The organism is Porphyrobacter sp. SLTP (assembly GCF_009905735.1).
GTDB lineage: Bacteria > Pseudomonadota > Alphaproteobacteria > Sphingomonadales > Sphingomonadaceae > Erythrobacter.
Genome location: NZ_JAAALE010000010.1, coordinates 1 through 12,692 on the forward strand (window position 1 = coordinate 1; position 12,692 = coordinate 12,692).

Annotated in this window: 13 protein-coding genes; 6 read left to right on the forward strand and 7 right to left on the reverse strand. The window is 65.2% G+C overall.

Features of this window, described 5'->3' with window-relative positions; all coding sequences use genetic code 11:
- The 3 genes from GVM20_RS09835 to GVM20_RS09845 form a co-directional block, all read right to left on the reverse strand.
- The coding region (locus tag GVM20_RS09835; protein ID WP_166547029.1) for a DUF1275 family protein at window positions 1–232 on the reverse strand (232 nt) is incomplete at its 3' end.
- Between the two features lies 1 nt (window position 233).
- A complete protein-coding gene (locus GVM20_RS09840) occupies window positions 234–743 on the reverse strand; it encodes a DUF1993 domain-containing protein (RefSeq protein ID WP_166547030.1) in 510 nt (169 codons plus the stop codon).
- A gap of 188 nt (window positions 744–931) precedes the next feature.
- Entirely contained in the window at window positions 932–2,530 is a 1,599-nt protein-coding gene (locus GVM20_RS09845) for a cisplatin damage response ATP-dependent DNA ligase (RefSeq protein ID WP_166547031.1), read from the reverse strand.
- A gap of 122 nt (window positions 2,531–2,652) precedes the next feature.
- On the opposite strand from GVM20_RS09845, the gene GVM20_RS09850 reads away from it, so the two are divergent.
- Window positions 2,653–2,967 (forward strand): hypothetical protein, encoded by a 315-nt coding sequence (locus tag GVM20_RS09850; protein WP_166547032.1) that lies wholly within the window; start codon window positions 2,653–2,655, stop codon window positions 2,965–2,967.
- Between the two features lie 172 nt (window positions 2,968–3,139).
- Here the strand turns inward: GVM20_RS09850 and GVM20_RS09855 are convergent, their stop codons facing one another.
- The 3 genes from GVM20_RS09855 to GVM20_RS09865 form a co-directional block, all read right to left on the reverse strand.
- The gene (locus GVM20_RS09855; protein WP_166547033.1) at window positions 3,140–4,144 is read right to left on the reverse strand and encodes a ligase-associated DNA damage response exonuclease; all 1,005 of its coding nucleotides are present in this window, start codon (window positions 4,142–4,144) and stop codon (window positions 3,140–3,142) included.
- A 68-nt stretch (window positions 4,145–4,212) separates the two neighbouring features.
- Complete coding sequence (clpA, locus tag GVM20_RS09860; RefSeq protein ID WP_166547034.1) at window positions 4,213–6,573, reverse strand: ATP-dependent Clp protease ATP-binding subunit ClpA; 2,361 nt, start codon at window positions 6,571–6,573, stop codon at window positions 4,213–4,215.
- A 130-nt stretch (window positions 6,574–6,703) separates the two neighbouring features.
- On the reverse strand, window positions 6,704–6,907 hold the full coding sequence (locus GVM20_RS09865) for a DUF1192 domain-containing protein (RefSeq protein ID WP_166547035.1): 204 nt from the start codon (window positions 6,905–6,907) through the stop codon (window positions 6,704–6,706).
- A 100-nt stretch (window positions 6,908–7,007) separates the two neighbouring features.
- Here GVM20_RS09865 and GVM20_RS09870 point away from each other — a divergent pair, with 100 nt between their 5' ends.
- Window positions 7,008–8,030 carry an NAD(P)H-quinone oxidoreductase gene (locus GVM20_RS09870; RefSeq protein WP_502706191.1) on the forward strand — a complete coding sequence of 341 codons (1,023 nt, stop codon included), beginning with the start codon at window positions 7,008–7,010 and terminating at the stop codon, window positions 8,028–8,030.
- Here GVM20_RS09870 and GVM20_RS09875 read toward each other — a convergent pair.
- Entirely contained in the window at window positions 8,027–9,016 is a 990-nt protein-coding gene (locus tag GVM20_RS09875; RefSeq protein WP_166547037.1) for a helix-turn-helix domain-containing protein, read from the reverse strand. The genes GVM20_RS09870 and GVM20_RS09875 overlap by 4 nt on opposite strands.
- A 98-nt stretch (window positions 9,017–9,114) precedes the next feature.
- Between GVM20_RS09875 and GVM20_RS09880 the strand changes: the two genes are divergently transcribed.
- From GVM20_RS09880 to GVM20_RS09895, 4 genes are all read left to right on the forward strand, one after another.
- A complete protein-coding gene (locus GVM20_RS09880) occupies window positions 9,115–9,741 on the forward strand; it encodes a glutathione S-transferase family protein (RefSeq protein WP_166547038.1) in 627 nt (208 codons plus the stop codon).
- Window positions 9,742–9,826: 85 nt separating this feature from the next.
- Window positions 9,827–10,735, forward strand: a complete 909-nt coding sequence (locus GVM20_RS09885) for a UDP-2,3-diacylglucosamine diphosphatase (RefSeq protein ID WP_166547039.1) — start codon at window positions 9,827–9,829, stop codon at window positions 10,733–10,735.
- Window positions 10,732–11,784, forward strand: coding sequence for a glycosyltransferase family 4 protein (locus GVM20_RS09890; protein WP_353653134.1), 1,053 nt, complete (start codon window positions 10,732–10,734; stop codon window positions 11,782–11,784). Before GVM20_RS09885 ends, GVM20_RS09890 begins: the two co-directional genes overlap by 4 nt.
- Before the next feature lie 99 nt (window positions 11,785–11,883).
- A complete protein-coding gene (locus tag GVM20_RS09895; protein WP_166547040.1) occupies window positions 11,884–12,621 on the forward strand; it encodes a DUF1013 domain-containing protein in 738 nt (245 codons plus the stop codon).
- The last annotated feature ends 71 nt before the right edge of the window (window positions 12,622–12,692 follow it).

The following is a 12,692-nucleotide window of genomic DNA, read 5'->3' on the forward strand; positions in this document are numbered from 1 at the left end:
GCCCAATCACCGCGCCGCCGATGACACCCGCCAGAAAGCAGGCGATCAACCCCAGCGGTGCGAGGGCCAGCGTTGGCCGTTCGACCAGCTCCACGCCCATCCGGGTCGTGTTCCCCGACATGAAGCTGGTGAAGTAGCCCCCCGCGACCACAAACCCCGTCGCATCCACCAGCCCCGCCAATCCGGCAAGGCCGAGCGCGAGGCGTTGGCGGGCGGGGTCGTAGCGGTGCATCTCAGGCGGGTTGCTTAAGATATTTCATCATATAGCCGACATAGTCGATCTTGCCGATCGCCAGCCCCTCGGCACGCAGGATCGCATAGGCCGTCATCAGGTGGAAATAGAACTGCGGCGTCGCCCAATCGCGGCAATATTCATGCGCTTGCATCACGAAGCCCATGCCGTTGGGCAGATCGAACTCCACCACGTCGTTCGCGCCCGGCCAAGTGGCGGGATCGGTCGCGGCGACCATGTCTTTCGCCTTGGCGATCCGGGCGCGGGCATCGGCGAAGCTGGTGATGTCGCTCTCGTTCGAGGCCAGTCCGAGATCGCCGAGCCGGTTGAGCGCGGTGGTGACCTGGTCGAGGGTAAAGCGGATCTGCGTGGAGAGCGGGAACATGTCCTCAGCAAGCCGCACTTGCAGCAGTGCCTCGCCCTTCGGATGCGCGCCGGCCTTCGCGACGAGGTTGTCGAGCGTGCCCAGCATGTTGGCATAAGTGGCAAGGGCGGCGGTGGCGTAGGACATAGGTCTCTCCCGATGGTGTGAGGGTGAGGTAGGCCGCGGCCCGTCCTTTATCAATGCACCCTCCGCCCTCGTCATTGCGAGCGGAGCAGCCGCGCGGCAATCCATCAACCGCAGCGTCCCGCTTGGCGCAATGGCATGCCATGGGTTGCTTCGTCGCCTTCGGCTCCTCGCAATGACGAGGTTCTGGCTTAGTCCTTCACCAGCGCCCGCAGCGCTTCGATCCGGTCGGCCTCGTGCGCGGGCTTGTCCCAGCGGATGCGGTGGATGCGGGGGAAGCGCATGGCGAGGCCGCTCTTGTGGCGTTTGCTGGTGTGGACCGAATCGAACGCCACCTCGAACACCAGCTCACGCTTCACCTCCCGCACGGGGCCGAAGCGGTTCAGCGTGTTCTGGCGCACGAATTTGTCGAGCTGTTTCAGCTCCGCATCGGTGAAGCCGGTATAGGCCTTGCCCACCGGCAGCAGCTCCGCGCCCGCATCGGGATCACCGTCCCAGCAGCCAAAGGTGAAATCCGAATGGAAGCTCGACCGCTTGCCGCTGCCGCGCTGGGCATACATCACCACACAATCCACCAGCAGCGGATCGCGCTTCCACTTGTACCACAGCGCGACCTTGCGGCCGGCCACATAGGGGCTCTCCCGATGCTTGAGCATCAGGCCTTCGATCGCTTCGTCGCGCGCGGTGTCGCGGATGGCGGCCAGCGCGGCGAAGTCTTCGGCCTCGACCAGTTGGGACAGGTCGAAATGGCTGGCGGGCAGGCGCGGCATCAGGCCTTCCAAAGTCGCGCGGCGCGACTTCCACGGGTGCTCGCGCCAATCGATGCCGTCCAGCAGCAGCACATCATAGAGCCGTACGAAGGCGGGGGCCTCCTTGAGCATCTTGCCCGACACGGTCTTGCGCCCAAGCCGCTGTTGCAGCGCATTGAAACTGGCGGCACCGCCAGCCTCGCCGCCTTGCGCCGATCCGCGCACCAGCAATTCGCCGTCCAGGACAGCGTCCATCGGCAGCACAGTGAGCATTTCGGGGAAACTCGCCGAGATATCGTCGCCTGAACGGGAGTAGACCCGCGTTTCCCCGCCTGCGCGCACCAGTTGGACCCGGATGCCGTCCCACTTCCACTCGGCGGCGTAGTCGGCCAAGTCGACTTCGCCATCTTCGAGTGGGTGGGCCAGCATGAAAGGGCGGAAGCGTGGTACCCCGGCGAGATCGGGCGCAGGGCCTCCGTCTGCGGCCCATTGGAACAGCTCGGTATAGGGCGGGGTGAGGGCGTGCCAATATTCCTCGACCTCCTCCACCGACACATCGAAGGCGAGTGCAAAGGCCGTCTTGGCGAGCCGGGCCGAGACGCCGACGCGCATCCCGCCGGTGGCGAGCTTGATCAGGGCATAGCGGCCCTTGGCATCCATCCGGTCGAACAGCAGCGGCAGTTCTTTCGGGGCGGTCGCGCGGGTGAGGGCGGCGAGCCGCTCGACCACCTCGGCCAGGGTGAGCGGCGGTTGCGCTGCGGCATCCTCGGGCTCGGGCCACAGCAGGCTCGCCGTTTCCGCCGTATCGCCCACGAAATCGCGGGAGAGCGCCCACAGCACCGGATCGACCCGTTCCATCATCAGATTGCGCACGGTCGATGACTTCACGGCCGGGAAATCCAGCCCCTCGGTCAAGCCCGCCAAGGCCCAGCCGCGATCAGGATCGGGGGCTTGGCGCAAATAGGCCGCAATCAGCGCCAGCTTGCGGTTGCGACTGGTGGTGTAGACCAGCGCGTCGAGCAGGGCGGCAAACTCCTCCATCAGCCGTGCTCCATCCGTTCATCGATCCGTTCGTCGATCCGTTCATTGCAGTGCCATATGGATCGGCTAAAGCGCGTCGCTGACGCCGCATGGGTGCGCGTCTTCAACGAGGATTCGCTGTTATGAAGTTTGCTCCGCTTGCTGCTCTGGGCCTGACCGTTGCTGCCCTGACGATCCCGGCTTTCGCCGATGACAGCGTGCCCACCACCGCTCCTGCCACGGCCTTCAGCATCGACACCCCCATCGAAGTGCTGATGGCGGACGAACGTGCCAAGGCGGCAGTCGCCAAGCATTTCAACGGGATGGATCTGACGCAGCACCCGGCTTACGAACAGTTCAAATCGCTCAGCCTCAAGGCGGTCGCACCCTTCTCGCAGGGGATGATCACGGACGAGATGCTGGCCAAGATCGCTGCCGATCTGGCCGAGATCAAGTAAGCGCGGCGGATCAAGTCCCTCCCCGTACGCTTGCGAATGGGGAGGTGGCAGCCCACAGGGCTGACGGAGAGGTTGGTTCCGGCCGCAGGACCCCTCCACCACTCGCCTCGCGGCGAGCGGTCCCCCTCCCCATTGCTTCGCAACGGGGAGGCACTCTCGATCCACCACCACCTCAGTCATCCTCGTCCTCGTAGCCCACCAGCGCCAGCGCCCGCGCGCGGCGCTGGGATAGCTCGCACCAGCGCAGCAGCGCTTCCTCGCGGCCGTGGGTGATCCAGGTTTCCTGCGGGTTTACCTGCGCGATGGTGCGGGTGAGTTCGTTCCAGTCCGCATGGTCGGAGATCACCAGCGGCAATTCGACCCCCCGCTGCCGGGCACGGGCACGCACGCGCATCCAGCCGCTCGCCATCGCGGTGATTGGATCAGGCAGACGGCGGCTCCAGCGGTCGTTGAGCGCTGAGGGCGGGGCGACCACGATCGCGCCGCGCATCTCATCCTTGGTGGCATCGCTGACGAGACGCAGATCGCCCAGCGCCACGCCATGTTCCTCATACAACCGGCACATCGCTTCCATCGCGCCGTGGAGCCAGATCGTGTCCGTGTGCCCCGCCGCGCGCAATTCCGCGATCACCCGCTGCGCCTTGCCCAGCGCATAGGCGCCGACGAGGATGCAGGCGTCGGGGTTTTCCCTGCGCGCGTCGAGCAGCTTGCCGATCTCCTCGCCGATGGGCGGGTGGGTGAAGACCGGGAGGCCGAAGGTCGCCTCGGTGATGAAGATGTCGCAGGGCGTGACTTCAAACGGCGCGCAGGTCGGATCGGGCGCGCGTTTGTAATCGCCGGTGATGATGACCCGCTCGCCCGCGTGTTCGAGCAGGATTTGCGCCGAGCCGAGCACATGACCCGCGGGCAGGAAGGTTGCGGAAACGCCGCCGCCGAGGGCGATGCTCTCCCCATACGCGACCGGCACCGCACCGTCCGAAGTTGCGTAGCGCAACTTCATGATCGCCAGCGTTGCCGGGGTCGCGATGGTCTCCCCATGCCCGCCGCGCGCGTGGTCGGCATGGCCGTGGGTCACCAAAGCCCGCGGCACGGCGCGCGAGGGATCGACCCAGATGTCGGCAGGGACGACATGGATGCCGTGCGGCTCGGGCCGGATCCAGGAGAATGGGGCGGTCATTGTGCACTAAACAAAAAGGGCGCGGGAGATGTTCCTCTCCCGCGCCCCGTTTTTCATTTCGGTTGGCCTCAGCCTTCGTCCGTCTCGGTCGCAGGCTTCTTTGCGGGCGCCTTTTTCTTGGTCGAGACCTTCTTCACCGGCTTCACCTTCGGCGGGGCCGGGGTCATTTCGAAGGACGGCTTGTTGTCCTTGATGCTGACATGCACCTCGCCGCCTTCGGCCAGCTTGCCGAACAGCAGTTCTTCGGCGAGCGGCTGCTTGATCTTGTCCTGGATCAGGCGGGACATCGGGCGGGCGCCGTAGAGCTTGTCGTAACCCTTGTCCCCCAGCCACGCACGGGCGTCGCTGTCGAACTGGATGTGGACGTTCTGTTCGGCCAACTGGAGTTCCAGCTGGAGGATGAACTTGTCGACCACGCGGGCCACGATGCTCTTGCCGAGATAGGCAAAGGGCACGATCGCATCCAGACGGTTGCGGAATTCGGGGGTGAACATCTTGTTCACCGCCTCGGTCCCGGCATCGGCCTTCGACACGTCGCCAAACCCGATCCCGCTGCGCGCCATGTCGGACGCACCGGCATTGGTGGTCATGATCAGCACCACATTGCGGAAATCGACTGTCTTGCCGTGGTGATCGGTCAGACGGCCATTATCCATCACCTGCAACAGAATATTGAACAGGTCAGGGTGGGCCTTCTCGATCTCGTCGAGCAGCAGCACGCAATGCGGGTTCTGGTCGACGGCATCGGTGAGCAGACCGCCCTGATCATAACCGACATAGCCCGGAGGCGCGCCGATCAGCCGGGAGACCGAGTGCCGCTCCATATATTCCGACATGTCGAACCGCTTGAGCTCGATCCCCATGATGTTCGCAAGCTGGCGCGCGACCTCGGTCTTGCCGACGCCGGTGGGGCCGGAGAACAGGAACGAGCCAATCGGCTTGTCGGGATCGCGCAGGCCCGCACGGCTCAGTTTCATGGCGGTGGCGAGGCGGGTGATCGCCTCGTCCTGCCCGAAGACGACGTGCTTCAGATCGCGTTCGAGGTTTTCGAGCGCTTTCTTATCGTCCTTGCTGACCGACTTGGGTGGGATGCGCGCCATCGTTGCGATGACCTGCTCGATCTCGCGCGCGGTAATGGTTTTCTTGCGGCGGCTCGGCGGGACGAGCATCTGCATCGCGCCGACCTCGTCGATCACGTCGATCGCCTTGTCCGGCAGCTTGCGGTCATTGATGTAACGCGCCGACAGCTCCACCGCGGTCTTGATCGCGTCCGGCGTGTACTTGACCTTGTGGTGTTCTTCGAAGGCCGAGCGCAGACCTTTGAGGATCTTGATCGTGTCCTCGATGGTGGGCTCGTTCACGTCGATCTTCTGGAACCGGCGCAGCAGCGCGCGGTCCTTTTCGAAGTGGTTGCGGAATTCCTTGTAGGTGGTCGACCCGATGCAGCGGATCGCGCCGCTCGACAGGGCAGGCTTGAGCAGGTTCGAGGCATCCATTGCCCCGCCGCTGGTCGCGCCAGCGCCGATGACCGTGTGGATCTCGTCGATGAACAGTACCGCATTGGGCATGGCTTCAAGCTCGGTCACGACCTGCTTCAAGCGTTCTTCAAAATCGCCGCGATAGCGCGTGCCGGCCAGCAGCGCGCCCATGTCGAGCGAGTAGATCACCGCGGGCAGCAGCACTTCGGGCACATCGCCTTCGATGATCTTGCGCGCCAGACCTTCGGCAATCGCGGTTTTCCCCACGCCGGGATCGCCGACATAGAGCGGGTTGTTCTTGGAACGGCGGCACAGGATCTGGATCGTCCGGTCAACCTCCGGCCCGCGCCCGATCAGCGGATCAATCTTGCCGCTTTCGGCCTTGGCGTTGAGGTTGACGGTGAACTGGTCGAGCGCGGTTTCCTTCTTGTTGCCGCCGCCCGCTTCCTTGGTCTGCGCAGGCTCATCCGCCTTGTCGGTGCCCTGCGGTGTCTTGGGCTCCATCTGGCGGCCGCCCTTGCCGATGCCGTGGCTGATAAAGCTCACCGCATCCAGGCGGCTCATATCCTGCTGCTGGAGGAAATAGACCGCGTAGCTATCGCGTTCCGAAAACAGCGCGACCAGCACATTGGCGCCGGTGACCGTATCCTTGCCCGAGGACTGGACGTGAAGGATCGCGCGCTGGATCACCCGCTGGAAACCAGCGGTCGGCTGCGGATCGGCGCCGTCTTCGGTCTTGAGCGACTGATATTCCTGATCGAGATACTGCTTCACGACCTCGCCAAGCTCGGCCAAATCGACACCGCAGGCGGCCATGACAGCGGCGGCGTCCTCATCGTCGATCAGCGCCAAGAGCAGGTGTTCGAGCGTGGCATATTCATGCCGCCGTTCGGACGCATTGCCGAGTGCGTTGTGCAGCGTGCGTTCGAGGTTCTGGGCGAAGCTGGGCATGGGAGAGGCCTCTATCTGCGGGAGGATGCTCGTGGCGAAGGAGCGGGGGAAGCCAGTTTCCGACAATATGGGATGGGCGGCGCAAATTGCGAATCCCCTAAGGGTGATACGCTGAAGAATACCGCGCGGATCATCCGCCGCCCTTCCCGAACAGCGCATCAGCCGCGGCGCGGTGGGCGGCAGCCTTGTCGCGGTGGGCCGTCACCCGGGCAATCTCGGTCTCGAGCAGGGCGATCCGTTCATCCAGTTCGGCCTGCGAATAGGGGGCGAGGTCCTCGTGTCCGAGGCGACTCGCCGCGTCTCCGCTGGGCCGGGGGCGATCGGGTTCTTCCATTGCGCCGCAGCATCAGGCCCAAGCGGCTTGCTGTCAATCGGCGAGACGGTTATTCGCACATGCGAGATAGTTAACTGCGGTGGATTGGGGGCAGATTGTGATGGTTGCAAGCAGCGAGGTCGACTTGCCGGAGACCATGCAATCGATTGGCTTCGACGCGCCGGGCGGGCCGGAGGTGCTGCGGTTGCAAACCAGCCCGCTGCCGCGCCTGCGGCCGGACGATGTGCTGATCCGTGTCGCCTATGCCGGGGTCAACCGGCCCGATTGCCTGCAACGCGCGGGCGCCTATCCGCCGCCGCCGGGGGCCTCGCCGTTGCTGGGGCTGGAAGTCGCGGGCGAAATCGTGGCGGTCGGCACCGAAGTCCCGCGCGAGATGATCGGGCAATATGTCGCAGCGCTCACGCCGGGCGGAGGCTACGCCGAATATTGCGCGGCGCACTGGCAGCACTGCCTGCCGGTGCCCGAAGGGATGCTGCTGGCCGAAGCCGCCGCACTCCCCGAAACCCTGTTCACTGTGTGGCACAACCTGTTCGAGCGCGGCCTGGCCCGTGATGGCGAGCGGGTGCTCATCCACGGCGGTACGTCCGGCATCGGCACCATGGCGATCATGCTCGCCAAGGCGTTCGGGCTTGAGGTGATCGTGACCTGCGGCGACACCGCCAAATGCGCTGCCGCGACCCGGATCGGCGCGGATCTCGCGATCAATTACCGCGAGACCGACTATGTCGAGGCGGTCATGGCCCATACCGAGGGCAAGGGCGTCCACGTGGTGCTCGACATGGTCTCGGGCGACTATGTCGCGCGCAATCTCAAGTGTCTGGCCGAAGATGGCCGCCACGTCACCATCGCGGTGCTGGGCGGGGCGAAGGCCGACATCAACATGGCGGTGGTGATGATGCGCCGCCTGACCCTGACCGGATCGACCCTGCGACCGCGCTCCGACAGCTTCAAATCCGCGCTCGCGGACGAGATCGCCGACAATGCCTGGCCGCTGTTCGCCGATGGCGAGCTGGCGCCGGTGATGGACATGACCTTCCCCCTCGCCGAAGCCGCTGCCGCCCACGCGCGGATGGAAAAGGGCGACCACATCGGCAAGATCGTGCTGGAAGTGGCCGGCGGCTAAGCCCCCGGCGCGGGAACCGGCATACCGGTGAAGTTGCGACGGTAGGCGGTCGGCGCGCATCCCAGCTGGCGCCGGAAGTTCTGCTGTAGGCTGGTTGCCGAACCGAACCCGGCGAGCTGCGCGACCCGTTCGATCGGCAGGCCCGTCGTCTCCAGCAATTCGCGCGCGCGGGCGATCCGCGCCTTCAGGACATAGGTGCCTGGTGCGCATCCGGCCCGGGCGGTGAAGGCGCGCGCGACGCTGCGCAGGCTCATCCCGGCTTCGTCCGCGAGGCGGCTGACAGGCCAGTCCTCGTCAGGCTGGGCGAGAATCCGGGTCATCAGCGCGGCCAGCCGGTCTGACGGGAGCGGGGCGCGCAGCGAATCGTCGAACTGGCGCTGATCGCCCTCGCGCTGAGCGGGCAGCACCAGCCGCTTCGCCACCGCATTCGCCCGCGCCACGCCGTAATCGCCGCGCACGATGTGGAGCAGCAGATCGATCCCCGCCGCCGATCCCGCCGAGGTCAGCACGTCGCCGCTATCGGCGAACAGGATGTCCGATGCGACTGCGACCCGCGGATAGCGCTGGGCGAGCCGCGGGGCGTGGAGCCAGTGCGTGGTCGCCCGCCGTCCGTCGAGCAGGCCGAGTTCGGCGAGCAGGAAGGCCCCTGAACAGATCGAGGCAAAGCGGGCTCCGCGGGTATGGGCGGCAAGACAGGCCGCGCGCAGGGCATCGGGAAGCGCGGGGTCGGCGGGTCGCCAGCCGGGAATGACGATCAGATCGGCGCGGTCAAACAGTGACAGGTCGCCATCGACCGAAAGCTGCCAACCGTGGCTGGTGCGCACCGGCGCGCCATCGATTGAGGCAAGCGCGAAGCGATACCAATCCGCGCCGAAATCCGGGCGCGGCAGGCCGAAAATCTCGGCCGGGATGCTCAGTTCGAACATCGGTGCCCCGTCAAAGGCGAGCGCGACGACGGACGGCCCGCAGGGCGGTTCGGACGGCATTGGCAGAATCCTTCCTGTAAATGGCAATTCGGCCAATTGTCACGCGGCGGGCATCGAAGCAACAGACAGTCTCGACGCACAAACACCGGAGCATGTTCATGGCCCCCCTCACCCTCCACGAAGACCCCCGCAGCGGGAATTGCTTCAAGATCAAGCTCACCGCTGCGCTGCTCGGCCTGCCGCTGGCAACGCGGGGCTATGACATCATGAAGGGCGAGACCCGGACGCCGGCGTTTCTCGCCAACGTCAACGCCAATGGCCGCATTCCGGTGCTTCAGATCGGTGAGGGGGCTGATGCGCGCTTCCTGCCGGAGAGCAACGCCGCCTGCTGGTATCTCGCGCATGGTTCTGCGCTGATCCCGGAGGATCGCTTCGCCCAGGCCGACATGCTGCGCTGGATGTTCTTCGAACAATACAACCACGAGCCCAATATCGCGACGCTCCGCTTCTGGCTGCACTTCGTCGGCGAGGCGAACCTTTCGGAGCAGCAGAGCGCGCAGATCATCGCCAAACGCACGGCGGGCTGCGCGGCGCTCGATCTGATGAACACGCATCTGGCGAACCACGCATTTTTCTGCGGCAAGGGCGCGACGCTCGCGGACATTGCCCTGTTCCCGTACACCCATGTCGCGGAGGAAGGCGGCTTCGGTCTGCGCGATTACCCGCACATCCTCAGCTGGATCGCGCGGGTGCAGGCTCTCCCGGGGTTCATCGCGATGCAGTGACGCGAAACCGTCACCAGTCTGTGAGTCGGCTGTAACATTTCCCTGCCAAGGGGTTGCAAGCGAACCACGATCTGCGGGATTGCCCATGACCAGCGCCGACCTTTCCGACCTGATCAATGACAACATCACGAGCCTGCCGCTCAGCCCGCCGCGGGTGCCCGAACCGGTCGGCGGCGAACGACGCTCCTATCGCACGATCTGGATCAGCGATGTTCACCTCGGCACCAAGGGCTGCAATGCCGAGCTGCTGATCGACTTCCTCGACCATACTGACAGCGAGACGATGTACCTGGTCGGCGACATTATCGATGGCTGGCGGCTGAAGAAAAAGTTCTACTGGCCCGCCGCACACAATGACATCGTCTGGCGCATTCTGAAGCGCGCGCATCGCGGGACCCGGATCGTCTATATCCCGGGCAACCACGACGAGATGTTCCGCCAGTTCACCGGATTGAACTTCGGCGGCATCGAAATCCGCCGCGCCGCCTTCCATGACACCGCCGATGGCCGCCGGTTGATGGTCCTGCATGGTGACGAGTTTGATGCCGTGATGCTGTCGCACCGCTGGCTCGCCTTCGTGGGTGACCATGCCTATCACCTGATGATGAAGTGCAACATCGCGGTGAACACCGTGCGGCGCTGGCTGGGCAAGCCCTATTGGTCGCTGTCCAAGGCGGCCAAGCACAAGGTCAAGAACGCGGTCGAATTCATCGGCAAGTACGAGGAAGCCGTCGCCCGCGCGGCTGGCGAGCGTGGGGTCGATGGCGTCGTGTGCGGCCACATCCACACCGCTGAATTCCGTGAGTTCCAACATAACGGTAAGCCGGTCGAATATTGGAACGATGGTGACTGGGTCGAAGGCTGCAACGCGCTGGTCGAGCATCATGACGGGCGGATGGAGATTCTCCATTGGCCCGAAGAGATGAAGCGGCGGGAGCGTGCCGCAGCGTTGGTCGATACCTCCGCCGATACCCCTGCGCGTGTGGCGGCGTGACGCCAGCTTCGATCGCCATCATCACTGATGCCTGGCATCCGCAAACCAATGGCGTGGTGCGCACGCTTTCGACCACGTGCGAGGTGCTGCGCGGTTGGGGCCATCAGGTCACGGTGATCTCGCCCGAGGGCTACCCCTCGATCCCGGCGCCGACCTATCCCGAAATTCGCCTGGCGCTGACGGCCCCTGGCGCGGTCGGGCGGCGGTTGGCGCGAATCTCGCCTGACGCAGTGCATATCGCCACCGAAGGCCCGCTCGGGCTGGCGGCGCGGCGCTATTGCCTGCGGCGAAGGGTGCCGTTCACCACCGCCTACCACACCCAGTTCCCCGATTACCTCGCGCGGCGCACCGGCCTGCCGGCGCGCACCTTCTGGCCCTATATCCGCTGGTTCCACCGCCCGGCACAGCGGATCATGGTCGCGACCGAGACGATCCGCACCCAGCTGCGCGAACAGGGTCTCACCCAGCTCACCCATTGGAGCCGCGGTGTCGATCTCGCCTGCTTTTCGCCCAAGGCCCCGCCGCCACCCGAATATGCCGGGATCGCCGGGCCGATCCTGCTCTATGTCGGACGGGTCGCGGTCGAGAAGAACATCGAAGCCTTCCTCGCCTGCCCCTATCCCGGCACCAAGGTCGTGGTGGGCGATGGCCCGGCCCGCGCGGCGCTGGCGGCTAAATTTCCGCAAGCGCTGTTCCTCGGCAAGCGATCGGGGGTTGACCTGGCGGGCTGCTATGCCGGAGCGGATGTGTTCGTCTTCCCCAGCCGCACCGACACCTTCGGCCTCGTCATGATCGAAGCACTTGCCTGCGGGACGCCGGTGGCCGCTTTCCCGGTGGCAGGGCCGCTCGACATCATCACCGATGCCGTAGGCGCGATGTCCGAAGACCTCACCCGCGCGATCGACGCCGCCCGCTATTGCGACCGTGCCGCCTGCGCCGCCTATGCCGCCGGCTATTCGTGGGAAGCGGCCACGCGCCAGTTCCTCGCCGGTCTGGTCGCGCTGGAAGAGGAGGAAGCGGTTTCGCTGCAAGCGATGCCCGCTTTCTGAATCCATTCCTTGCCGTTTTCGCGGCATTCGCCTATTTAGGAATCCAAGGCGGCCGCTCCGAAAGGGGCGGCCCTTTCATTTTCAACGGAGATTCCCACCATGGCGATCAAGGATCAGCCCAAGCCGCTGATGCCGCATGCCACCGCGACCTGGCTAGTGGACAACACCGCGCTCTCGTTCGAGCAGATTGCCGAGTTCTGCGGACTTCACATCCTCGAAGTGCAGGCAATGGCCGATGACCTTGCAGGCAGCAAGTACACCGGGCGCGATCCGGTTCACTCGGGCGAGCTGACGCAGGCCGAGATTGAAAAGGGTCAGGCCGACGCGACCTATTCGCTGCGGATGCACAAGGCTCCGGTCGAAGTGACCCGCACCAAGGGCCCGCGCTACACCCCCGTGTCGAAGCGGCAGGACAAGCCGGATGGCATCGCGTGGATCCTGCGCAACCATCCCGAAGTGTCGGACGCGCAGATTTCTAAGCTGATCGGCACGACCCGCAACACCATCGGTGCCCTGCGCGACCGGACCCACTGGAACATCCAGAACATCACCCCGAAAGACCCGGTGACGCTGGGCCTGTGTTCGCAGCGTGAGCTTGACGCGATGGTCGCCAAGGCGGCCAAGCGCGCCGGGATCACCGAAGACGTCGATGCCCCGGTCAAGTCGGATCGCAATGATCGCGAGAACCTGATCGCGGAACTGCGCGCCGAGCGCGACGCCAACGTCAAGGCCGCCGGGCAAGCCGCGCAGGAAGCCGAGGCCGAAGCCTGGCTCGCCGCGCGCCGCGCCGCCGAAGCCGCCGAGCAGAAGATCGATCCGGAAAGCGGGTTCATCTAAGAGACTATTGCCCTCGTAAATCTCACATCGTCGCCCCGTGCTTGAAACGGGGCTTGGCTATCTTCTGTCTC